This is a genomic window from Falsirhodobacter deserti, from assembly GCF_004015795.1.
Classification (GTDB): domain Bacteria; phylum Pseudomonadota; class Alphaproteobacteria; order Rhodobacterales; family Rhodobacteraceae; genus Falsirhodobacter; species Falsirhodobacter deserti.
The window spans coordinates 60,445-82,309 of the sequence record NZ_ML137220.1; the positions used below are offsets into that span (position 1 = coordinate 60,445).

Here is a 21,865-nt window from a genome sequence, read left to right on the forward strand (position 1 = left end):
GATGCTGATCGGAAGACGCGGATTTCTGGCTGGCGCAGCCGCAACAATGGCAGCGCCGGCGGTGCTGGCACAGGAAGGCGAGATGCGCTTTCCCCACGTCTTTGGCGAAACGGTGCTGAAGGAGCCCGCACGCCGCGTCGTGTCAGCCGGGTTCAATACGCAGGATCCGCTTCTTGCCCTTGGTGTCGTGCCGGTGGGCGTGCGCTATTGGTACGGGGATTATGAAGGCGGGATCTGGCCTTGGGCCCGGGATTATGTTGGCGACACCGCCCCTGTCCTGATGCAGGGTGAGATTTCGGTGGAAACCGTTGCGGGCCTTGCCCCTGATCTGGTCGTTGCAATCGGTTCCGGCATGTCGCGGGCGGAATATGATCTGCTGTCGCAGATTGCGCCGGTGTTGCTGCAGGAGCCGCAATATTCCACCTATGGCACCCCGTGGGATGTCGTTACGCGCACGATCGCGCGCGCGGTGGGCAAGGCGGATCAGGCGGAGGCGATGATCGTGGATTTGCGGGCCCGTTTTGCTGCGGCGCGCGCACGCCATCCGGACTGGTCCGGCCGCACCGCTGTTGCGGCTTGGCAGGATGGCGGCCAGACCGGCGCGTTTCTTTCAGATGACGTTCGCGTGCAGTTTCTGGCAGAGCTTGGCTTCGTTCCCCCCCCTGCGCTTGCGTCGCTGGCGGGCACGAGTTTCTATACCACCCTATCCCCCGAAGATCTGTCGCCGATTGATGCCGATCTGATCATCTGGATTTCCTCGTACGATCGGGCGGCGGATATTGCGACCCTTGCGATGCGACAAACCCTGACCGCCGTGCACGAAGGGCGCGAGGTGTTCGGGGATGAGCTTCTGGCCGGGGCGCTGTCATTCGGCTCGGTTCTGTCGCTTCCCTGGGCGCTGGATCGGATCGAGGGGGACATCGCCCTTGCGATGGACGGGCGGCCCGAAACGGTGGTTCCTTCGTCGCGAAAGGCCGGACTGGTCCCGTGACGCGTTTGCTTCCGGCCCTGCTTGTTCTTTTCCTTGCGGTCGCGGCATCGCTTGTGGCGGGGGCGCGTGCCCTGCCACTTGTGGAATATGCACGCGCGTTTGCCGCCTATGATCTCGCCAATCCGGCGCATATCACGCTTATGCAGATCCGCATTCCCCGCCTTCTGGGCGGACTTGTGGCAGGTGCCGCGCTTGGTATCGCAGGAACGGTGATGCAGACGATCACGCGCAACCCCCTTGCTGATCCCGGCATCCTTGGGATCAATGCCGGGGCTGCCTTCACCCTGCTTCTGGGCGGGCTGCTGCTGGGGCAACCTGATGCGGCCACCGTGACGCTGCTGGCGCTGCCGGGGGCGGCGCTGGCCTCGGCGCTCGTGTTCATGCTGGGCGGCGGGATGCGCGGCGATGCCGGGCCGGTAAGGCTGACGCTGGCCGGGGCGGCGTTGAACGCGATGCTGCTTTCGCTGGTTTCGGCCATCGTGCTTTTGCGGCAGGAATCCTTGGACGTGTTCCGGTTCTGGGTGGCCGGATCCTTGGCCGAGGCGGGGGCACGTCCGATCCTGTTCATGGCATTGCTGGCGGCTGGGGGGGGCCTTGTCGCACTGGCCGCCGCACCGAGGATCGAGGCGCTTTTGCTGGGCGAGGCGCTGTCGCGCGGGCTTGGCACGCGGCCGGGATGGGTGCAGGCGGCGGCCCTTGTCGCGGTGACGCTGACCACCAGCGCCGCTGTCGGCGTTGCGGGCCCCATCGCGTTCCTTGGGCTGATCGTGCCACCGATTGCGCGGCGCTTTGCCGGCAGTTCGCTGCGTATGCAGCTTTTGGTGTCTGCGCTTCTGGGGGCGGCGCTTCTTTTGATGGCGGATGCGCTTGGGCGCGTGGTCATCCCCCCGTCCGAGGTTCGGGCCGGCATCATGACCGCACTGATCGGCGCGCCGGTGTTCATCTGGCTGGCCCGCCGCGTCCGGTCCGGAGCGTTCGGGTGAGGGCGGCGGTTCTTCCTCTTGCGCTGGTGCTGGCGATCCTTGCGTCGCTTATGATCGGGCAGTTGCCCGTGGGGCCGATGGCCCTGCTGCATGGCGCGCTGACGGGCGACGGGACGGGCGCGCTGGTACTGAAGGTCATCCGCGGCCCCCGCGTGATGACAGCGGTGGGCGCAGGCGCGGCCCTTGGCCTGTCGGGCGCGCTGTTTCAGACGCTGTTCCGCAACCCGCTGGCTGCACCCGACATCATGGGGTTCACCTCCGGCTCCGGCCTCGCGATCGTTGTGGCGGTTGCAGCGGGGCTGACACTGCCGGTGCCACTGGTGGCTGCGGCGGGCGGGCTTGTGGCGGCAGTGCTTGTGGCGCTGCTTGCATGGCGGCCGGGGCATTCGACGCCGCCGCTGACCTTGGTGCTGGTGGGCCTTGGGATCGGGTTCGCAACTTCGGCCCTGTCATCCTTTGCCCTGACATCCCTGCCACTGAACGAGGCGGCCGAGGCGCAGCGCTGGCTGACAGGATCGCTGAATGCGCGGGCATGGGACCATGCGGCGCAGGTTTGGCTGGCGCTGGCGATGTTGGCAGTTCTTGCCCTGTCCCAACTGCGCCCGCTTGAGGCGCTGGAACTGGATAGCGATCTTGCCACCGGCCTTGGCATCCGGGCGGATCGCGCACGGTGGGCCATTGCCGCCATCGCGGTTTTGCTGGCCGCTGCGGCTGTTGCCGTGGCGGGGCCGGTGCCGTTTGTTGCCCTGATGGCGGCGCCGGTCGGGATCCGGCTGGCGCGCGCGCGGGATCTGAAAGGGCGGTTGATGTCGGGCGCCATGGCCGGAGCGCTGATCCTGACGCTCGCAGATCTGGCCGCGCAGGCCGCCTTGCCGGGCGTTGCGCTGCCGGTGGGCGTCGCGACAGGCCTCTTCGGTGCCCCCTATCTGTTGTGGCGCCTCTCGCGCGAGATGAAGAAAGGCGGCTTATGATACTCAGCACACGCGCGCTCAGCTTCGGGTATGGAACCCGCAGTGTTCTGCGGGATCTGGATGTCGTCATTCCCGAACGGCGGGTGACGGCGATCCTTGGTCCCAACGGATGCGGGAAATCGACGCTTTTGAAGGCGATGGCGCGGCTGATCCGCCCCGCATCGGGACAGGTTCTGCTGGATGGGGCCGATATTCGCAATCAGGACACGCGGGCCTTGGCGCGGCGGCTGGCGATCCTTCCGCAGGCACCGGTTGCGCCCGAGGGGATACTTGTGGGCGACTTGGTCCGGCGCGGGCGCATCCCTTGGCGGGGCTTGTTAAGCCCGTGGCGGGCCGAAGATGCCCGCGCCTGTGCCGCCGCGTTGCAGGCCGTGGGCCTGACCCATCTGGCGCATCGGCCCCTGGACGAGCTTTCGGGCGGTCAGCGCCAACGTGCCTGGATTGCGCTGGTTCTGGCCCAGGAACCGCGCCTTTTGCTGCTGGACGAACCGACTACGTTTCTGGATCTGGTGCATCAGGTGGAGGTTCTTTCGCTGCTGCGCCGTCGCAACCGCGAAAGCGGGCTGACGGTGGTCAGCGTGTTGCATGACATGAACCTTGCTGCCCGCTTCTCCGATCACCTGATCCTGCTGGGCCCGCAAGGCCTTGTTGCGGCAGGTGCGCCCGATCTTGTGCTGACGCCCGAAAGCCTGCACGCGGCCTTCGGGCTGCGGGCCGTGGTGCAGCCCGATCCGGTGGCCGGAACGCCAATGGTCATTCCGGCCTGAAGCTGGTTCAGCCGCCGGTCGCCTCGAACACCTGCCCGGTGGAGTAGCTGGATTCCGCACTTGCCAGCAGGACGTAAAGCGGCGCGATCTCCACAGGCTGACCGGCACGGCCGATGGACGTGTCGGCGCCAAATCGCGGCAGCGCATCCGTCGGCTGCCCACCCACGACCTGCAACGGTGTCCAGAACGGCCCGGGTGCCACGGCATTCACGCGGATACCGCGAGAGCCGAGCTGCTTGGCCAGCGCCTTGGCGAAGATGATGTTCGCCGCCTTGGTCTGGGCGTAATCGAACAGGTTTTCAGGCGGTTGCTGCGCCACGACCGAAGCCGTGATGATGATGGAGCTGCCCGCTTCCATATGCGGCAAGGCCGCCTTTGTGATCCAGAACGGCGCATAGATGTTGGTCTTCATCGTGCGGTCGAAGGTGTCTTCCTCGATCTCTTCGATCGAGGGGGAGGATTGCTGGAAGCCCGCATTGTTCACGAGGATGTCCAGCCCGCCAAGCCCATCCACCGCCTGCTGCACCAGATCGCGGCAGAATTGCGGATCGGTGATATCGCCGGGAATGGCCACCGCGGTGCCGCCGGCCTCTTCGATCAGCGAAACGACCTCCTGAGCGTCCTCTTCCTCGTCAGGAAGATAGTTGATTGCAACATCTGCACCTTCGCGTGCGAAAGCGATGGCTGCGGCGCGGCCGATGCCGCTGTCCCCACCCGTTATCAGGGCCTTGCGGCCGGCAAGGCGGTTGGACCCCTTGTAGCTGTCTTCGCCATGATCGGGGACGGGTGTCATCCTGCTTGTAAGCCCCGGCCATTCCTGCTTTTGTTCTTCAAAAGGCGGCTGGGGGAAGGCGGTCTGCGGGTCGCGCATCTCCGTCAGCGGGGAGGCCTGATCCGAAGCACCAGCTTCCTGGGCATGGGCTGCACCGGCGAAACCGGCTGCGGCCATGCTTCCGGCCACTCCTCCAATCAGCAGGCGGCGCTGAGGATCCTGCAGAATCTCGTCTGCCATCAGATTTCCTTTCATCAGGTTTGCGAAGGGGATCGGGAACGTCCGGCGTTCGCACCCATTCTACGCCCGCCCGCCGATGCAGGTTCCGAAAGAAAGCCATGAGGCGATCTGCCCCTTGCCTCGTCAGCGTATCCGTGAAGACATGTGCCCGTGACCTACGCAGCGAAAGTTCCATGCAGAAACGCCTTTCAATCGTTCTTATCGACCCGGACGAACATCGCGCCGGCCCGATCGTGGAGGGGTTGAAAGAGGCGGGTGAATACGATGTCCACGTCATCCTTGAGATGACGGACCTTGCCAGCAAGGTCACGGCCTTCCGGCCTGATATCGTCTTGATCGATCTTGCCAGCCCCTCGCGCGATGTGCTGGAGGAACTTGCCCTTGCCTCGGGCCCGCTGGATCGGCCCGTGGCCATGTTCGTGGATCATTCGGATGAACAGCTTACCCGCGCCGCGATCGAAGCGGGCGTATCGGCCTATGTCGTTGACGGTGTGCGGGCCGACCGCGTGAAGCCGATCCTTGATGCCGCCATCGCGCGCTTCCACATGTTCCAGCGCATGCGCGCCGAGCTTGCCGCAACCAAGGCCGCGCTGGAGGAACGCAAGGTCATCGACCGTGCCAAGGCCATCCTGATGCGCGCCCGCGGCATTGAGGAGGAGCAGGCCTATGCCCTTCTGCGCAAGACCGCGATGGATCAGGGCCGGCGGGTGGGCGACATCGCCCAGCAGATCGTGATGGCAGCGGGCCTGCTGATATGAGCATGGAGATAATTCGCTTCGGTTATGTGCCGCTGACCGACGCCGCGCCGGCCATCATCGCCCATGAACTGGGTTTCGCAGCCGAAGAAGGGTTGGAACTTGACCTGATGCGCATCGGTGCATGGGCGCAAAGCCGCGATCTGCTGGGTGCCGGATTGATCGATGCGGCGCACATGCTTGTCCCGCTGCCCGTTGCACAGGCGGTGGGGCTGGGGCCGGTTCTGCCCCCGATGGATCTGGTGATGTTCCTGTCACAAGGTGGGCAGGCGGTTGCAGTGAACCAGGACATCGCCGCGCGTCTGCGGGCTGAGGGGCATGGCTTTAACTTCAACAATGCGCGGGCGGCGGGGCAGGCTTTGCGGCGTGTGGTGCGCGGCCCGCTTCGCGTGGGCGTACCGTTCCGCTTTTCCACGCAAGCGGAGATTGTTTTCCATTGGCTGGAAGCTTCGGGTTTCGGGGAGGAGGTTCGTGTTGTCACCATCCCCCCGCCGATGATGGCCGACGCGATCGATGCCGGGGAGGTGGATGCCTTCTGCGTGGGAGAGCCGTGGCCCTCTTTCGCAGTGGAACGGGGGGCGGCCACTCTGTTGCTGACGGGCCGCGCGATCTGGATGTCGCCGCCCGAAAAAGGGTTGGTCCTGCGGCGCGACTTCACCGCCGCGCGGCCAGACACGACAGGCCGCTTGATGCGCGCGATGTGGCGGGCCGGTCGCTGGCTGGACGATCCTGCAAATCGTGGAACCGCAGCCGACATCCTGTGCCGCCCGCATTACCTGGACCTGCCGCCAGAACTGGCAGAGCGCGGGTTGCGAGGACGGCTGATGATTTCCTCGGCGGGGGAAACGCGGCAGTGCGACGACTTTATCGCCTTCCATCGTGATGCGGCCACCTTCCCGTGGAAAAGCCTTGCCGCCCTGTTCGCTGCGCGGATGATCCGCAACCACGGGTTGGATCCTGCGCCGGCTTCCCAAGCAGCGATGGACTGCTTCCGCACCGATCTGTACCGCGAACATCTGCGCCCCGCAGGGGCTGGGCTTCCCGGTGCGTCCTTGCGGGTGGAAGGAGCGATTGACATCCCGCGCCTTGTTGCGGCCGAAAGCGGGCAAATGATTCTGCGCCCCGATGCCTTCTTCGACGGGCGGTTGTTCGAGCCTCCATCCGCAACGTGATTTCTTTTTGTGCGCTCCGTATCAAGGGGCGCACCCTGAACGTGCATCCCCGGTCTTGGCCGCCTTTCACCCCGCTGCAGGGTTGAGGTGGCGCTGCCGGACCCGCAATCTTGATCCATGACAGGGTGCAACGTCGCATCCCGTCCGCCCGCAAGGATGCGGCACATTCCGCGATGAAGCGGAATAACTGGAAGCGCCTCTCGTGCCTGCCACGCCAGCGCTTTCCGACAGCCGAAGTCTCTTTTTCGCGATCGGAGTATCCATGTCTGCATCCGCAATCCCGCCGGGCCTTGCCCCGGTTCCGTCCGCTGCTGTCCAATCCGGAAAGACAAGGCTTGTCGTCATCGGCGCGGGCATGGCTTCGGGCCGTATGCTTGAACACCTGCTGGAAGCGGCGCCGGATCGCTTCGACGTGACACTGTTCAACGCCGAACCGCGCGGCAACTACAACCGCCTGATGCTGTCGCCCGTCCTGTCGGGCGAGAAGACCTATGAGGAAATCGTCACGCATGATGATGGCTGGTACGCCGCCCAAGGGATCACGTGCCGCTTCGGCGAAGCAGTGACGCGCATCGACCGCGCTGCCCGCACGGTCCACACCGCAAGCGGCGAAACCCCTTATGATGCGCTGGTCATCGGCACCGGTTCTGCCCCGTTCATCATTCCCGTTCCGGGCAAGGATCTGCCGGGCGTCGTAACCTATCGCGACCTGGAAGATACCAACGCCATGATTGATGCCGGTGTTGCCGGCAAGAACGCCGTGGTGATCGGCGGCGGCCTTCTGGGGCTGGAAGCCGCGGCGGGCATGGCCGCACGGGGTGCGAAGGTCACGGTCATCCACCTGATGGGCCACCTGATGGAACGGCAGCTGGACCCTGCGGCGGGCTATCTGCTGCAACGCGATCTGGAACGCCGCGGCATCAAGGTGCATTGCAAGGGCGCGACGAAAGCGATCCTCGGCGATGGCAAGGCCGAGGCCGTGCTGCTGGAGGATGGCACCACCTATCCCGCCGATCTTGTTTGCATGGCCGTGGGCATCCGCCCCGAAACGCGCATTGCCACCGATGCCGGGCTGGAGGTGGAACGCGGCATCGTGGTTGATGATGCCCTGCGCACCAGCGACCCGCACATCTTCGCGCTTGGCGAATGCGTGGAACATTGCGGGCAGGTCTTCGGGCTTGTTGCGCCCCTTTACGATCAGGCCAAGACGCTCGCCAGAACGTTGATGAAGGAAGATGCTGTCTTTGCCCCCGTCCAGACGGCGACGAAGCTGAAGGTGACAGGCTGCGACCTGTTCAGCGCCGGTGATTTTGCCGATGGCCCCGACCGCGAGGATATCGTGTTCCGCGACCCCGGGCGCGGCATCTACAAGCGGCTGGTCTTGAAGGATGACCGGATCATCGGCGTCGTGATGTATGGGGATACGGCCGACGGCAACTGGTTCTATGGGCTGCTGAAGGATGCCGCCGACATCAGCGGCACGCGCGACACGCTGATCTTCGGGCCCGCTGCGGGCAAGGCCGATCCGCTGGCCGCCGTTGCCGCGCTTCCGCCAGAGGCAGAGATCTGCGGCTGCAATGGCGTCAGCAAGGGCGCCATCGTCGGTGCGGTTCAGGGCGGGGCCTGCACACTGGATGCGATCCGCACCTGCACCAAGGCCAGCGCCTCGTGCGGGACGTGCACTGGGCTGGTCGAACAGTTGATGAAGCTGACGCTGGGCGATGATTTTGCCGCACCTGCACCCGCTGGCATGTGCAAGTGCACCGATCACAGCCACGAGGACGTGCGCCGGCTTATCAAGTCGATGGAACTTAAATCCATTCCCGCCGTGATGCAGGAACTTGGCTGGAAAACGGTGGGCGGGTGCCATTCCTGTCGTCCTGCGCTCAACTTCTATCTGCTGGCGGACTGGCCGCTGGAATATCAGGACGACCGTCAGTCGCGCTTCGTGAATGAACGGAACCACGCCAACATCCAGAAGGACGGCACCTATTCGGTCGTGCCGCGCATGTGGGGCGGTGTGACCACATCGGCCGAACTGCGCGCCATCGCTGATGCTGCGGATAAGTACGACGTGCCGATGGTGAAGGTTACGGGCGGACAGCGCATCGACCTTCTGGGCGTGAAGAAAGAAGATCTGCCCGCGATGTGGGCCGACCTGAACGACGCCGGAATGGTTTCGGGCCACGCCTATTCCAAGGGCCTCCGCACCGTCAAAACCTGCGTAGGATCCGAGTTCTGCCGCTTCGGCACGCAGGACAGCACCGGCCTTGGCATCCGTCTGGAAAAGCTGCTTTGGGGTACATGGACACCGCACAAGGTGAAGCTTGGCGTATCGGGTTGCCCGCGCAACTGCGCCGAGGCGACGTGCAAGGATATCGGCATCGTCTGCGTTGAAAGCGGCTTTCAGGTCAGCGTTGCCGGCGCTGCGGGGATGGAGGTGAAGGCGACTGAACTGATTGCCACCGTTCCGACCGAGGATGAGGCCGTGGAAGTCACGACAGCCTTCATCCAGCTGTACCGCGAACATGCCAAGTATCTGGACCGCCCATATAAATGGGTGCCGAAGGTGGGCCTTGATTGGGTGATCGCGCAGGTGGTCGATGATGTGGAGAACCGCCGCGCGCTGGTGCAGCGGTTCGAGATCAGCCAGTCCGTTTATCGCAAGGACCCGTGGGCGGAACATGCCCAACCCGAAGAACACAAGAAATGGGCCCCGATGGCCGATCTTTCACTGGAGGCAGCGGAATGAGCTTTGTCGATATCGGATCGCTTTCGGACATCCCGCGCCAGGGCGCACGGCTTGTTCGCACGCATCTGGGCTGCGTTGCCGTGTTCCGCACCGCCACCGATCAGGTTTTCGCGCTGGAGGATCGCTGCCCCCACAAGGGCGGGCCACTTTCCGAAGGGATCGTGCATGGCGACCGCGTGACCTGCCCGCTGCACAACTGGGTGTTCGACATGAATACCGGCGCTGCCGAGGGCGCGGATGAAGGCGTGGTTCGCACCTTCGCCGTGCGCGTCGAACAGGGCCGTGTGCTGATCGATGCTTCTCTTCTTTCCCGCTCTGCCGCCTGAAAGGCCCCAGCCATGACCAAGATGACAATCGAGGAGATGACACGCGACGATCTGACCGCGATGATCCTGCGCGCCAAGAAGCGCGCAGGGCTTGGCTGGTCCGAGATCGCGGAGAAGATCGGCATGTCGCCGGTCTGGACCCATTCGGCCGCGACGGGAATGAACGCTTTTCCCGAAGACAAGGCCCGCGCCTTCGCGAACCTGTTGGGCCTGCCCGACACCGTGATGGACCTGCTGACCGAAAGCCCGCTGAAGGTCTGGGACCAGGCCGTTCCCACCGATCCCTGCCTTTACCGCTTCTACGAGATCGTGGGCGTTTATGGCCCCACGCTGAAGGCGCTGATCAACGAAGAGTTCGGCAATGGCATCATGTCCGCCATCGATTTTTCGATGCAGCTGGAAAGGGAGCCGAACCCGAAGGGCGATCGCGTGAAGCTGACCATGTCCGGAAAGTACCTCGCCTATTCCAACTGGTAAGAAGAACAACAGGAAGGTTCCACGATGTCCTACGTCAACCCATCCGACCTCGCGCGAAAGATGATCGATGCAGGCGCCTCCAAGGCGCTGATGTCGACCAAGGACACGCTGATCCGCGCGTATATGGCGGGGGCGATCCTTGCCCTTGCCGCCGCCTTCGCCGTGACCGTGACCGTGAACACCGGCAATCCGCTGATCGGGGCGCTGCTGTTCCCCGTCGGGTTCTGCATGCTGTACCTCATGGGGTTCGATCTGCTGACGGGCGTGTTCACGCTGGTGCCGCTGGCCCTGCTGGACAAGCGGCGCGGCGTGACGATGAAAAGCCTGTGGCGCAACTGGGGCCTGGTGTTCGCGGGCAACTTCTTTGGCGCTTTCACCGTGGCGATCTTCATGGCGGTCATCGTCACCTTTGGCTTCACCACCGAACCCAATGCCGTTGGCCAGCAGATCGGTCATATCGGGGAAGGGCGCACGCTGGGTTACGCCGAACACGGCGCTGGCGGGATGCTGACGCTGTTTATCCGCGCCGTGATGTGCAACTGGATGGTATCCACGGGCGTCGTGGCTGCGATGATGTCCACCTCCGTTTCAGGCAAGATCATGGCGATGTGGATGCCGATCCTCGTCTTCTTCTACATGGGGTTCGAGCATTCCATCGTGAACATGTTCCTGTTCCCTTCGGGCATCATGCTGGGCGGCCAGTTCACCGTCATGGATTACCTGATCTGGAACGAGATTCCGACCGTTCTGGGCAATCTTGTCGGCGGCCTGACCTTTGTGGGCGCGATGATCTACGCCACGCATTACCGTACATCCCCTGCACGTGACGCGGTGGAAGACCCCATCGGCGTGCCCGCCGAATAACCCCTTCACCCCAGCCGGAGACGCGCCATGACGTTCCACGCCACGAACTTTCCCACGGGTCGCATCACGCTGGTCGGCGCGGGGCCCGGCTCGGCCGACCTTCTGACACTGCGCGCCGCTGCGCGTCTTCAGGCGGCCGATGTCGTCTTCTTCGACCGGCTGGTCGATCCCGAGGCGGTGGCCATGGCCAATCCTGCGGCTGAACGGGTCTTCGTTGGAAAAGAGGTTGGCTGCCACGCATGGCCGCAATCGCGGATCGACGCGGCAATCACGCAGGCAGCCCTGTTGGGCCTGAACGTGGTTCGTCTTAAGTCCGGTGATCCTTCCGTCTTCGGCCGAGCCTGCGAGGAGATCGAGGCCGCACGCGCCTGCGGCATCGAGGTGGAGGTGGTGCCCGGTATCACCGCTGCCAGTGCCGCTGCTGCCAGCATGCTGCGCCCGCTGACCGAACGCGGTCAGACTGACCGTCTGGTGCTGGCCACCGGCACATGCCGCACGGATGAGGAATGGTCAGGCATTGCAGATCTGGCGCAGCCGGGCACGACGCTGGTCATGTACATGGCGATGAAGCGTCTGGACGCTGTCACGGCCGACCTTTTGCGGGCGGGCGTGCCAGCCGGAACAGAGGTGACGATCTGTTCGCAGGTCAGCAAGCGCGCGGAACGGCAGTTGGTCACCTCGGTCGGCGGGATGGCTTTGGACGCCGCCCGCGCGGGCATCCGTGACTGTGCGGTTGTCTTCATCCGCTTGTCAAAACAAATGCCCTCACGGGCATCCTCACGAACGCCGTCAGCGGCCACGGCCCGACCTTTGTGCTGACGCATCGTCCTCCAGCCCGCTGTCGTGCCCGTTTCAGAAGCCTGTCCGGCCTGTATTCTTGACATTTGTCGCGCATGGGCGTGGTGATGTAGGAAACGACAACATAACGGGGGCATGAATGGACGGATTGGGAAACTTCTTGGGAGCGGTCGGCAGTATCGTCTGGGGGCCGTACATGCTGATCCCGCTCCTGCTGGGAACGGGTATCTATCTGACGGGGCGCTTGGGCTTCATCCAGTTCCTGCGGTTGGGGCCAGCCCTGCGCCTTGGCCTGATCCGCCGCAAGGATGAGGGCGCCGAAGGCGACATCTCGCAGTTTCAGGCGTTGACGACGGCAATGGCGGCAACCGTGGGCACGGGCAACATCGTGGGTGTTGCGACGGCCATCGCCGTTGGTGGGCCCGGCGCGCTGTTCTGGATGTGGATCACGGCCCTGCTGGGGATGGCATCGAAATATTCCGAAGCTTTCCTTGGCGTCCGCTTCCGCACCACCGACGCTGCCGGCGAAAAATCGGGCGGTCCGCAATATTATCTGGAGCGGGGGATTCCGAACGGCTTCGGCAAGCTTCTTGCCCTTGCCTTTTCGATCTTCGCCGTCTGCGCCTGCTTCGGCATCGGCAACATGACGCAAGGCAACTCCATCGCGTCCAACCTAGAGCGCAGCTTGGCGCTGCCGACCTGGGCAACGGGACTGGTCCTTGCGGCCATGACCCTTCTGGTGCTGGTGGGTGGCATCAAATCCATCGGCAAGGTCACGGCCAGACTCGTGCCGCTGATGATCCTTTTCTATGTGGCGGCTGCCCTGTACATCCTGCTGGTGAATATCACGGACGTTCCCGGTGCCATCGGGCAGGTGTTCAGCTCGGCCTTCACCGGCAGCTCGGCGGTTGGCGGCTTCCTTGGTTCCACCATCATGATCGCGGTGCAATACGGGGTCGCGCGGGGCATCTTCTCGAACGAATCCGGGATGGGTTCGGCGGCGATCGCGGCGGCTTCGGCACAAACGACCCACCCTGTGCGGCAGGGCCTGGTGTCGATGACGCAAACCTTCATCGACACGATCATTGTCGTCACCTGCACCGGGCTTGTGATCATCACGACCGGCGTTTGGCAGCAGACGGACACTGCCACTGGCGAGCAGATCTCGGCCGCCATCATGACGGGTGAGGCGTTCACGCACGGCCTTCCGGGCGACTGGGGCCACTGGGTTGTGACACTGGGGCTGGTGCTCTTCGCCTATTCCACCATCCTTGGATGGGCCTATTACGGAGAGCGGAACGTGGAGCGTCTGATCGGCCGCGGCGGCGTGATGCCGTTCCGGGTGCTTTTTTCGATCGTCGTGTTCTTTGGCTGCACGTTCCAGCTTGGCGTCGTCTGGAACTTCTCGGACGTGATGAACGGGTTGATGGCCATTCCGAACCTGATCGGTCTGCTGATCATGTCGGGCCTGATCGCGCGCGAAACGCGCCACTACCTGCGTCACGATCCCAAGCTGGAAGCCAGCAAGGCCGAGATCGAGGCATTCATGCAGGGCCAGCCGGATTGGGATGAATGGAAAGCATCCGAACGTTCGGCGCATCGCTGAAAATGATAAGGGCCGGAGGATCCTCCGGCCCTTTTTCCGTCAGGTCGGAACGATCGCCCCGCGATGGGCGATAACGCGCCCTGCAAGGCGGTGTCCGGCCTGCGCGGCAGAGATCACGTCCTCACCCCGCACAAGTGCTGCAAGGAAGGCCGCGTTGAAGCTGTCGCCAGCAGCGGTGGTATCGACAGGCGTCACCGGGGCGGGCACGGGAACATGCCGCGTTTCGCCATCATGGATCAGGCAGCCATCCGGCCCCTGTTTCAGCACGACCAAAGGTACGCCCAAGCCTGCGATCCGTTTCAGCGTGTCCTGAGGGCTGGCATCGCCCCACATCAGAACCTCATCGTCGAAGGTTGGCAGAACGACCGATGACATGGACATCACGCGGGCGAACATCTCGCGCGCGGCATCCTCGTGCCCTTTCCACAGACGCGGACGATAGTTGCCGTCGAAGGCAATCTTCGCCCGTGTCGCCTCCAACGCTGCGAACAGGCTGTCAGGATCATCCGAAAATGCGTAAAGGCTGATCCCCGAAAGGTAGACCCAATCCGCGTCAAGTTCCGGCGGGTTGCGGAAAAGGCGCCGCACGGCAGCGTCGCTGCGCCAATAGTGAAAGAAGCGCTCTCCCGACGCGTCGTTGGTGATCGAGTAGATCCCCGTCGATTCCCCTTCGCGCAGGACCAGCCGATCCTCCACCCTGTTTTCGGCCAGTGCCGCGCGAACCTGTGCCCCGAACGGATCATCGCCTATGGCCGAAGCGAAGGCGGACTTCGCCCCCCCGCGCGCAAGGTAGATGGCGGTGTTGAACGTATCGCCGCCCACCCCGATGTTATGCGTGCCGTCAGGCGCGAAGGCGATCTCGCCCATCGCCTCGCCCAGACAAATGATGTCAGTCATCCTACCCCCCAAACGTGAGCTGGACCTTGACCGCGCGGCTTCGATCCGATGCCGCCGCGAAAGCCTCCAATGCCTGTTCCATCGGGAACGAGGCGGTGACCATGCGTTCGACAGGAATGCGGCCTTCGTTGATCAAAGAAACAGCCTGTTCGAATTCTTTATCGAAACGTTGCGTTCCGATGAAGCGGATTTCCTTGCCAACGATCAGGTTCAGCGGAACCGTCACATCGCCTGAAACGCCAACCTGCACCAGCGTGCCCTGCGGGCGCAGGCATTCGATGGCCATGCGGATGGCAGGCGGGGCGGCAGAACATTCGAACGCAACGTCGAACTGGCCCTTCTGGGCAGCATAGGCTTCCATCGCGGCTGCATCGCGCGCCACGTTCACGGTCCGCGTCGCCCCCATGCCGGCGGCGACCTTCAGCGTTGCGTCCTGAAGATCGGTGACGACGATTTCCCCCGCGCCCGCCTCGGCGGCAAGGGCTACGCAAAGCGCCCCGATGGGGCCAGCGCCTGTCACCAGCACCCGTTTGCCGGCCAGCGATCCGGCCTGATTGCGCGCGTGCAGGCATACGGCCAACGGTTCGGCGCAGGCGGCGGCGGCAAGCGACACCTGCGGCGCAACCTTCACGCATTGGGCCGCGCGGATCACCATTCGGTCGCGGAACATGCCCTGTTCATGCGGCAGATACATGGCAGAGCCTTTGAACCGCATGTTCAGGCAGTGCTGGTGCAGACCCTCGTCGCAAAAGCGGCAATCACCGCAGGGCTGGCTGGGGTTCAGCGCGACACGGTCGCCTGCTTCCAGCCCGGTCACGCCGGGGCCCAGCGAAAGCACCGTGCCTGCCGCCTCGTGCCCAAGGATGATAGGTTCGCGCACCCGCACAGGACCGAAGCCGCCATGCTGGAAGTAATGCAGGTCGGACCCACAGATCCCCCCCGCGCCTACGGCCACCAGAACCTCGCCCTCGGCGGGGATGCCGGTATCCGTTGTTTCAAGCCGGAGGTCGTTTTCGCCGTGCAGGCGGCAGATGCGGGTGGTCATGTCAGTTCCCCATGATCGAGGGCAGCCAGGTGGCCAGCGGCGGGAAGAAGGACACCAACAGCAGCACGATGATGTTGGTCAGCAGGAAAGGCGTGATCGCGCGGATCACCGGCGCAAGCGGCAGCCGCGCAATGTTGGCGCAGATAAACAGGCACACGCCAACGGGCGGCGTGGTCAGGCCGATCATCAGGTTCAGCACGGCGAATGTCGCGAAATGCAGCGGTTCGATCCCGACAGCCTGGGCCAGTGCCAGAAGCGGCACGAACAGAATGATCAGCGCGGCGATGGTTTCCATGAACATCCCGACGAACAGCAGGATCAGGTTGATCAGCAGGATCACGATGATGCGGTTGTCGGTGATGGACAGAACGCCGCTGGCAATTGCCTGCGGGATACGCTCGGCCACGAGGATCCAGCCGAAAACGTTCGCAAAGCCCACCAGAACCAGAATGCCAGCTGCCGAAACGGCGCTGTCGATGATGATCTTGGGAACTTGGCGCAGCGGAAGATCACGATACACGAAGGCACCGACGACGAACGCATAGATTGAGGCGACGATTGCAGTCTCTGTCGGTGTGGCAAGGCCGGAAAGCAAACCGCCGATGATCAGGCCGGTCATGGCCACGGCCCAGAACGCCCCGGTGAACGAACGTAGAAGCTCGCCGAAGCCCTGCCACGGCTGGCGCGGGAAGCCGCGTTTGCGCGCGATGATCCATGCCGTCAGCATCATGGCCAGGCCCATCAGCAGGCCCGGAATGGCGCCCGCCATGAACATCTGCCCGACCGAGATGCCGGACAATGCCCCCACGATGATCATCGGAACCGAAGGCGGAATGATCGGCCCGACGGTGGAGGAGGCAGCCGTGATTGCCGCCGAAAAGTCGGCCGGATAGCCCGCCTTCTTCATCCCTGGGATCATCATGCCGCCGATCGATGCCGCATCCGCCACGGCGGTTCCCGAAATGCCGCCGAACAGCATGGAGGCTGCAACGTTTGTCAGCCCCAACCCGCCGCGCGCCCAGCCCACCAGCGCGTTGGCCAGACGGACGATGCGTTCGGTGATGCCGCCCATGTTCATCAGGTTGCCGGCGAGGATGAAGCCCGGAATGCACAGCAGCACGAAGCTGTCCATGCCCGCGAACATCTTCTGCGGGATCACCACCAGCGGCAGCCCCGCGTAAAGCACATAGCAGACCGAAGACAGCGCCAGCGTGATGGCCACGGGTATCCCGACGACCAGCCCCAGAAGAAAGGTGCCCAGAAGGACGAACAGATCCATGTCAGATATCCTCTTCCGGCCGAACGGGGCGGCCATCTTCGCTGCCGCGCAGCATTCCGATGATGCGAAGCACCGCGAACAAGGCCAGCCCGACCATCAGCACAAGGATGGCACCATGGACGAAATCCATGCGCAGGCCGCTGGCTGCCGCCGTCTGCCGGGCCCCGATCGACGTGAAGCGCCAAGCAGGGAAAATCAGTGCAACCATCACGCACAGCGTCGCGACTGCCGCGAGAAGCCGCAGCACCCACGGTGCGCGACCGGGCAGCGCCTCCGACACGAGGTCCACGTTGACCATGTCTCCCGTGCGGAAGGCCAGTCCCGCGCCAAGCGCCGCGATGTAAAGAAGCGCAAAGCGCGAGATTTCCTCGGTCCAGACGACCGAAGTCATCAGACCGTTCCGGCCCATAAGCTGGATGACGACCGCCGCGCCGATGATGACGAAGGACAGGCCGGTAAGCGCGCGGAATACGCTTTCAAGAACGCGGGTGATGCTATGCATGGCGACCTCGGATAAGTCCGGTCCGCGCCGCGCGTGGCGACGCGGGTCCGGTTCAGTTTTGCATGGCGAAGATCTGCTCGACCGTCGGGCGAAGTTCCTCGCTGACGCCGTTCACCACCGCATCGCGCGCCTTTTCGGCGAAGGCGGCTTCGTCGACTTCAACAAAGTTCACGCCCTTTTCTTCCAGGTCGGCGCGGATGGCTTCCTCGTTCTCAAGGAACAAGCCGCGTTCGTATTCCTGCGCGCGCTTGGCGGCTTGCGTCACGGCTTCCTGATCTTCGGCCGAAAGACCTTCCCATGTCAGTTCCGAGATCGCCAGATAGATCCAGGACCGGACGTGGTTGGTCATGTTGATGGTGCTTTGCACCTCGTTGAAGTTGGCGCTTTGCACCAGCGACAGCGGGTTTTCCTGCGCCTCGATCGTGCCGTTCTGCAGCGAGGTGAACACCTCTGAGAAAGCCATCGGCGTCGGCTGCGCACCAAGCGCCTGCCACACGTTCAGGAACAGCGGCACGTTCGGAACGCGCAGTTTCAGGCCGTTCAGCTCATCAGGCGTGGTGATCGCGCGGTTCGCACTCAGCTGCCGCGGGCCGCGGGCAAAATAGGCCAGCGGGCGGACGCCGGCTTTGTCGATGACCTGCTGCTCGATCTCTTGTCCGATCGGGCCGGAGGCGACCTCGTCCATCTGCTCCAGCGAGGTATAGGCATAGGGCAGGGCAAGCAGGGCCGCCATCGGGGCCCAGTTCTGCAGCGATTCGCCCGTGATCGTCATGTCGGCGGTGCCCAGCTGCATGCCGTTGATCAGGTCGATTTCCGAACCCAACGTGTCGTTGGGATAGATCTCGACAGCGATGCGCCCTTCGGACAGTGCCGAGACTTCCTCGGCGAACTTTTCGGCCGCCTTGTTCCAGATGTTCTGTTCATTGGCCAGGTGGCCAAGGCGCAGCGTAACATCCTGCGCGGCGGCTGCACCGGCGATGGCCTGCGCGGCAATAACTGCGGCGATGACACTTTTCAGGTTCTTCATGATCATGGCTCCTCCCTCAAATCCATGGTCAGGTCCGCTCGGGGCGGCCCGGGTCTTCGAACAAATCGGGGCGGGCGCCCCGGATGATCGGCAGGTCGTTCAAAATCTCGCGCAGGTGAAGGCGCATCGCGCTTTCCGCGCCGTCGGCATCGCAGCGGCGGATCGCCTCAACCACCGCGCTGTGATGTTCGATCAGCTTTCCAAGCGCGAACTTCTCGGTCGAGATCTGGCGGACACGGTCCATCTGCGTCTTCAGCCCGTCGATGACGCGCCAGACATAAGGCAGGCCCGCGCCTTCGGCCAAAGTTCGGTGGAACAGATCGTCCAGAGGGCGAAAATCCTGCGGTTCCGTCCGGACAAGGGCCCGCTGCGCTTCAAGCTGCGCATCCAGTTCCCGCAGCAGGGCGGGATCGGGATCGCCGGCCAGCGCACGCACGACATCGGCTTCCACCGCCTCGCGGATGAAGCGGGCATCCATGACATCGGCCGTGGAAATCTTGCGCACGAAGGTACCGCGTTGGGGGCGCACTTCGACCAGCCCTTCTTCGGCCAGCTTGATGAAGGCTTCGCGCACGGGTTGCCGGCTGGTGCCGTATTGCAGGGCAATCTCGGCCTCTGAAATCCGCTCTCCGGGTTCCAGCAGGTTGCGCACGATCCGCTCCCGCAGGATGCGGGTCAGCTGCGGGCCGACCGCAAGGCCGGGGTCGACCTGTCCTGAATGACTCGCATCGCGCATCTCGTTCCTCCCGAAGCGGAAGATGCGCCATACTTCCATACTAGTCAACACCGACTCTCGCTGCTAATCTTCACCGGACGCAGAGGGAGGATGATGATGCGGCAGACTTGGAGATGGTTCGGCCCGAAGGACCTTGTCTCGATCGACGACATGCGGCAGGCGGGGGTGGAGGGCGTCGTATCTGCGCTGCACCACGTTGCAACCGGCGCCGTCTGGACGCCCGAGGAAATCGCGCTGCGGCAAAGCCAGATCGGCACGATGACCGATGGCGTGCCGTCGGGGCTGGCATGGGACGTGGTCGAAAGCCTACCCGTGTCCGAAGACATCAAGAAGCAGCAGGGCAACTGGCGCGAACATATCGCCAATTGGAAGACCAGCATGCGGCACCTGCGCGAGGCGGGGCTGGAGGTCATCTGCTATAACTTTATGCCGGTGCTGGACTGGACACGCACTGATCTGTCCTGGCGCCGCCCGACCGGCGCGACCTGCATGCGCTTCGACTTTGCCGACTTTGCAGCCTTCGACATTCATATCCTGAAGCGACCCGGCGCAGCCGAGGATTTTCCCGAGGCGATCGTCGAGGAAGCCGCACGCCGCTTTGCCGACATGTCCGACGCGCGCCGCACCGAACTTGCAGGCAATGTCGTGTTCGGCCTGCCGGGCGCTGCCGAGGCTTTCACGCTGGAAGATGTGCGCCGCCATCTGGCCGAATACGATTCCATTCGCGAAGACAAGCTGCGCGGCCATCTGGTGGACTTTCTGTCCGAAGTAACCCCCCTGGCGGAAGAGCTGGGCATGCGCCTGTGCTGCCATCCCGACGATCCGCCGTTCCCGCTTCTGGGCCTGCCGCGCATCATGTCGACCGAGGAAGATTACGCCAAGGTCATGCAGGCGGTCGATCTGCGGGCAAACGGCATCACGCTATGCACCGGCAGCCTTGGAGCGCGGGCCGATAACGATGCGCCCGGCATGATGCGCCGCATGGGCGACCGCGTACATTTCCTGCACCTGCGCAACGTGTCACTGGATGATCCGTCGCAGCCGCGCGGGTCCTTCTTCGAGGATGAGCATCTGGCCGGCCAGACCGACATGGTGGAGATGATCGCCGCCGTTCTGGATGAGGAACGTCGGCGTAAGGCGGAAGGCCGCGCGGACTGGCAGATCCCGATGCGCCCGGATCACGGGCAGGATATCCTTGATGACCTGAACCGCAAGGCCCAGCCCGGCTATCCCGCGATCGGGCGGCTGAAAGGTCTGGCAGAGCTGCGTGGCATCATGACTGCCCTTGACCATCCGAGGGTCACAGGGGTGCAGGCATGACCCGCCTTTCCGCGCAAGTCGTGCTGCCGAAAGCCATGCGGCCTGCCTACGATCCCGAAGCGCATGGCATCGGGATCGTGCATCTGGGGCTGGGGGCGTTTCACAAGGCGCATCAGGCCGCCTATACCGATGCCGCACTGGCAGCGACGGGCGGCGACTGGCGTATCGCAGGCGTTTCCTTGCGCAGCCGCGATGCGGTTGATGCGCTGTGCCCGCAGGATTGCCGCTTTACCCTGGTCGAGCGGGGGGAGGGCGGAACCAACGCCCGCGTCATCGCCTCCATCGCGCGGGCGCTAAGCTGCGCTGACGGAACGGGCGCGATTCTTGATGCGATGGTTTCACCTGACTGCCGGATCGTGACGCTGACGGTGACGGAAAAAGCCTACGGGCTTGATCGCGCAGGCGGGGGGTGTGATCCCGCCCATCCTGCCGTGGCGGCCGATCTGGCCGATCCGGAGCATCCGCGCGGTGTTCTGGGCCTTCTGGTGCGGGCACTGGCGCGGCGGTTTGCGGCGGGCGTTGCGCCTTTCACTGTGCTGTGCTGCGACAACCTTCCCAGCAACGGACACCTGCTGCGGGATGCGGTCGTGGATTTCGCAGCGCGCGTCGACCCGCAACTGGCACGCCGCATTGCCGCGGATGTCGCATTCCCGTCCAGCATGGTGGATCGGATCACCCCCGCCGCAACGCCCGCCACACTGGCCGAGGCCGCAAGGTTGACAGGATGCGAAGATCGCGCCGCGGTGGAAACGGAAGCCTTCCATCAATGGGTGATCGAGGACAACTTCCCCCTTGGTCGCCCTTCATGGGACGTGGCGGGCGCCCTGTTCGTGCACGATGTCACGCCGTACGAGGAGTTGAAGCTGCGCATGCTGAACGGGACGCACTCGATGCTGGCCTATTCAGGGTTCCATGCAGGCCTTCGCTTCGTTCGGGATGTGATGGCAGATCCTGATCTGACCATTCTGGTACGCCGGCACCTGAAAGCGGCAGCAGCCACCCTTGGTCCGCTGGATATCGATGTGGATGCCTATGCCGATGATCTGGTGAAGCGTTTCGCCAATCCTGCCATCGCGCATGAAACGTTCCAAATCGCAATGGACGGCACCGAAAAACTGCCGCAGCGGATCTTCAAGCCGGCGCAGATGGCACTGTCGGAAGGCCGCAACCTGCGGCCTTTCGCCTTTGCCACTGCCGCATGGATGCGTCATGCAACCGGTGCGAGCCATGACACGCCGGCTTATGACCTTCGTGACCCGCGTGCAGAGGAGATCGGGCAGGCACTGGCAGGATGCACCACAGCGCCCGAGATCTTTGCCGCCTTGTCCGGCCTGCCGGGCCTGATGCCGCCGCCACTGGCATCTGACGCACACTGGGCGGAAACGGTGACGGAGATTTTGGCACGGATGCTGGCGCAGCCCATGGCGGATGTTCTGCGTGAAGAGGCGCAAACGCACCCTCATTCCTAGGATCTGCCGCTGCGGTGGCGGAAACTGGCCATAGAAAGATATGAAGGCGGGCGGAACATTGCCCGCCTTTGATCGTTTGTTACCCGTGATGCAAAAGGAAGCAGACAGAACGCACC

The 21,865-nt window shown here is 63.9% G+C and carries 21 protein-coding genes; 14 read left to right on the forward strand and 7 right to left on the reverse strand.

Annotated elements, in window-relative coordinates; genetic code table 11:
* Position 1: 1 nt before the first annotated feature.
* The 4 genes from JX25_RS13050 to JX25_RS13065 are packed head-to-tail and all read left to right on the forward strand — an operon-like array spanning position 2 to position 3,712.
* A complete protein-coding gene (locus tag JX25_RS13050) occupies positions 2–991 on the forward strand; it encodes an ABC transporter substrate-binding protein (protein WP_128255539.1) in 990 nt (329 codons plus the stop codon).
* Positions 988–1,974 (forward strand): FecCD family ABC transporter permease, encoded by a 987-nt coding sequence (locus JX25_RS13055; protein ID WP_164876159.1) that lies wholly within the window; start codon positions 988–990, stop codon positions 1,972–1,974. The genes JX25_RS13050 and JX25_RS13055 overlap by 4 nt, the downstream gene beginning before the upstream one ends.
* Complete coding sequence (locus tag JX25_RS13060) at positions 1,971–2,945, forward strand: FecCD family ABC transporter permease (RefSeq protein ID WP_128255541.1); 975 nt, start codon at positions 1,971–1,973, stop codon at positions 2,943–2,945. The genes JX25_RS13055 and JX25_RS13060 overlap by 4 nt, the downstream gene beginning before the upstream one ends.
* Complete coding sequence (locus JX25_RS13065; RefSeq protein ID WP_128255542.1) at positions 2,942–3,712, forward strand: ABC transporter ATP-binding protein; 771 nt, start codon at positions 2,942–2,944, stop codon at positions 3,710–3,712. Before JX25_RS13060 ends, JX25_RS13065 begins: the two co-directional genes overlap by 4 nt.
* 7 nt (positions 3,713–3,719) lie before the next feature.
* Here JX25_RS13065 and JX25_RS13070 read toward each other — a convergent pair whose 3' ends face one another.
* Positions 3,720–4,724: an SDR family oxidoreductase gene (locus JX25_RS13070; protein WP_128255543.1), complete on the reverse strand. Its 1,005-nt coding sequence runs from the start codon at positions 4,722–4,724 to the stop codon at positions 3,720–3,722.
* A 173-nt stretch (positions 4,725–4,897) separates the two neighbouring features.
* On the opposite strand from JX25_RS13070, the gene JX25_RS13075 reads away from it, so the two are divergent.
* The 8 genes from JX25_RS13075 (at position 4,898) to JX25_RS13110 (ending at position 13,474) form a co-directional block, all read left to right on the forward strand.
* Positions 4,898–5,482, forward strand: a complete 585-nt coding sequence (locus tag JX25_RS13075; protein WP_128255544.1) for an ANTAR domain-containing response regulator — start codon at positions 4,898–4,900, stop codon at positions 5,480–5,482.
* A 2-nt stretch (positions 5,483–5,484) separates the two neighbouring features.
* On the forward strand, positions 5,485–6,651 hold the full coding sequence (locus tag JX25_RS13080) for an ABC transporter substrate-binding protein (protein WP_338323040.1): 1,167 nt from the start codon (positions 5,485–5,487) through the stop codon (positions 6,649–6,651).
* Between the two features lie 262 nt (positions 6,652–6,913).
* Positions 6,914–9,403, forward strand: coding sequence for a nitrite reductase large subunit NirB (nirB, locus tag JX25_RS13085; RefSeq protein WP_128255546.1), 2,490 nt, complete (start codon positions 6,914–6,916; stop codon positions 9,401–9,403).
* Positions 9,400–9,729, forward strand: coding sequence for a nitrite reductase small subunit NirD (nirD, locus tag JX25_RS13090; protein WP_128255547.1), 330 nt, complete (start codon positions 9,400–9,402; stop codon positions 9,727–9,729). The genes nirB and nirD overlap by 4 nt, the downstream gene beginning before the upstream one ends.
* A 12-nt stretch (positions 9,730–9,741) precedes the next feature.
* Positions 9,742–10,206: a cyanase gene (cynS, locus tag JX25_RS13095; RefSeq protein ID WP_241557967.1), complete on the forward strand. Its 465-nt coding sequence runs from the start codon at positions 9,742–9,744 to the stop codon at positions 10,204–10,206.
* A gap of 24 nt (positions 10,207–10,230) precedes the next feature.
* The gene (locus JX25_RS13100) at positions 10,231–11,070 is read left to right on the forward strand and encodes a formate/nitrite transporter family protein (protein WP_128255548.1); all 840 of its coding nucleotides are present in this window, start codon (positions 10,231–10,233) and stop codon (positions 11,068–11,070) included.
* Positions 11,071–11,097: 27 nt separating this feature from the next.
* Positions 11,098–11,889 (forward strand): uroporphyrinogen-III C-methyltransferase, encoded by a 792-nt coding sequence (cobA, locus tag JX25_RS13105; RefSeq protein WP_128255549.1) that lies wholly within the window; start codon positions 11,098–11,100, stop codon positions 11,887–11,889.
* 175 nt (positions 11,890–12,064) lie between these two features.
* Complete coding sequence (locus JX25_RS13110) at positions 12,065–13,474, forward strand: alanine/glycine:cation symporter family protein (protein ID WP_241557968.1); 1,410 nt, start codon at positions 12,065–12,067, stop codon at positions 13,472–13,474.
* A 39-nt stretch (positions 13,475–13,513) separates the two neighbouring features.
* On the opposite strand, the gene JX25_RS13115 is transcribed toward JX25_RS13110, so the two are convergent.
* The 6 genes from JX25_RS13115 to JX25_RS13140 are packed head-to-tail and all read right to left on the reverse strand — an operon-like array spanning position 13,514 to position 18,960.
* On the reverse strand, positions 13,514–14,371 hold the full coding sequence (locus JX25_RS13115; RefSeq protein ID WP_128255551.1) for a sugar kinase: 858 nt from the start codon (positions 14,369–14,371) through the stop codon (positions 13,514–13,516).
* Between the two features lies 1 nt (position 14,372).
* Positions 14,373–15,416, reverse strand: a complete 1,044-nt coding sequence (locus JX25_RS13120) for an L-idonate 5-dehydrogenase (RefSeq protein ID WP_128255552.1) — start codon at positions 15,414–15,416, stop codon at positions 14,373–14,375.
* Between the two features lies 1 nt (position 15,417).
* Positions 15,418–16,695 carry a TRAP transporter large permease gene (locus JX25_RS13125; RefSeq protein ID WP_128255553.1) on the reverse strand — a complete coding sequence of 426 codons (1,278 nt, stop codon included), beginning with the start codon at positions 16,693–16,695 and terminating at the stop codon, positions 15,418–15,420.
* A gap of 1 nt (position 16,696) precedes the next feature.
* Positions 16,697–17,197: a TRAP transporter small permease gene (locus JX25_RS13130; RefSeq protein ID WP_128255554.1), complete on the reverse strand. Its 501-nt coding sequence runs from the start codon at positions 17,195–17,197 to the stop codon at positions 16,697–16,699.
* Positions 17,198–17,249: 52 nt separating this feature from the next.
* A complete protein-coding gene (locus JX25_RS13135; protein WP_206611595.1) occupies positions 17,250–18,230 on the reverse strand; it encodes a TRAP transporter substrate-binding protein in 981 nt (326 codons plus the stop codon).
* Positions 18,231–18,252: 22 nt separating this feature from the next.
* Entirely contained in the window at positions 18,253–18,960 is a 708-nt protein-coding gene (locus JX25_RS13140) for a GntR family transcriptional regulator (RefSeq protein ID WP_128255555.1), read from the reverse strand.
* 96 nt (positions 18,961–19,056) lie between these two features.
* On the opposite strand from JX25_RS13140, the gene uxuA reads away from it, so the two are divergent.
* Complete coding sequence (gene uxuA / locus JX25_RS13145; protein WP_128255631.1) at positions 19,057–20,280, forward strand: mannonate dehydratase; 1,224 nt, start codon at positions 19,057–19,059, stop codon at positions 20,278–20,280.
* Complete coding sequence (locus JX25_RS13150; RefSeq protein ID WP_128255556.1) at positions 20,277–21,749, forward strand: mannitol dehydrogenase family protein; 1,473 nt, start codon at positions 20,277–20,279, stop codon at positions 21,747–21,749. The genes uxuA and JX25_RS13150 overlap by 4 nt, the downstream gene beginning before the upstream one ends.
* Positions 21,750–21,865 lie beyond the last annotated feature (116 nt).

What these genes read in the sequence shown, in the direction of transcription:
- JX25_RS13140 (WP_128255555.1), bottom strand. Translation starts at nt 18,960, where the DNA reads ATGCGCGATGCGAGTCATTCAGGACAGGTCGACCCCGGCCTTGCGGTC.
- JX25_RS13065 (WP_128255542.1), top strand. Translation starts at nt 2,942, where the DNA reads ATGATACTCAGCACACGCGCGCTCAGCTTCGGGTATGGAACCCGCAGT.
- nirB (WP_128255546.1), top strand. Translation starts at nt 6,914, where the DNA reads ATGTCTGCATCCGCAATCCCGCCGGGCCTTGCCCCGGTTCCGTCCGCT.
- JX25_RS13135 (WP_206611595.1), bottom strand. Translation starts at nt 18,230, where the DNA reads ATGATCATGAAGAACCTGAAAAGTGTCATCGCCGCAGTTATTGCCGCG.
- JX25_RS13075 (WP_128255544.1), top strand. Translation starts at nt 4,898, where the DNA reads ATGCAGAAACGCCTTTCAATCGTTCTTATCGACCCGGACGAACATCGC.
- JX25_RS13080 (WP_338323040.1), top strand. Translation starts at nt 5,485, where the DNA reads ATGGAGATAATTCGCTTCGGTTATGTGCCGCTGACCGACGCCGCGCCG.
- JX25_RS13115 (WP_128255551.1), bottom strand. Translation starts at nt 14,371, where the DNA reads ATGACTGACATCATTTGTCTGGGCGAGGCGATGGGCGAGATCGCCTTC.
- cynS (WP_241557967.1), top strand. Translation starts at nt 9,742, where the DNA reads ATGACCAAGATGACAATCGAGGAGATGACACGCGACGATCTGACCGCG.
- JX25_RS13130 (WP_128255554.1), bottom strand. Translation starts at nt 17,197, where the DNA reads ATGCATAGCATCACCCGCGTTCTTGAAAGCGTATTCCGCGCGCTTACC.
- JX25_RS13125 (WP_128255553.1), bottom strand. Translation starts at nt 16,695, where the DNA reads ATGGATCTGTTCGTCCTTCTGGGCACCTTTCTTCTGGGGCTGGTCGTC.
- cobA (WP_128255549.1), top strand. Translation starts at nt 11,098, where the DNA reads ATGACGTTCCACGCCACGAACTTTCCCACGGGTCGCATCACGCTGGTC.
- JX25_RS13110 (WP_241557968.1), top strand. Translation starts at nt 12,065, where the DNA reads ATGCTGATCCCGCTCCTGCTGGGAACGGGTATCTATCTGACGGGGCGC.
- JX25_RS13050 (WP_128255539.1), top strand. Translation starts at nt 2, where the DNA reads ATGCTGATCGGAAGACGCGGATTTCTGGCTGGCGCAGCCGCAACAATG.
- nirD (WP_128255547.1), top strand. Translation starts at nt 9,400, where the DNA reads ATGAGCTTTGTCGATATCGGATCGCTTTCGGACATCCCGCGCCAGGGC.
- JX25_RS13100 (WP_128255548.1), top strand. Translation starts at nt 10,231, where the DNA reads ATGTCCTACGTCAACCCATCCGACCTCGCGCGAAAGATGATCGATGCA.
- JX25_RS13070 (WP_128255543.1), bottom strand. Translation starts at nt 4,724, where the DNA reads ATGGCAGACGAGATTCTGCAGGATCCTCAGCGCCGCCTGCTGATTGGA.
- uxuA (WP_128255631.1), top strand. Translation starts at nt 19,057, where the DNA reads ATGCGGCAGACTTGGAGATGGTTCGGCCCGAAGGACCTTGTCTCGATC.
- JX25_RS13150 (WP_128255556.1), top strand. Translation starts at nt 20,277, where the DNA reads ATGACCCGCCTTTCCGCGCAAGTCGTGCTGCCGAAAGCCATGCGGCCT.
- JX25_RS13120 (WP_128255552.1), bottom strand. Translation starts at nt 15,416, where the DNA reads ATGACCACCCGCATCTGCCGCCTGCACGGCGAAAACGACCTCCGGCTT.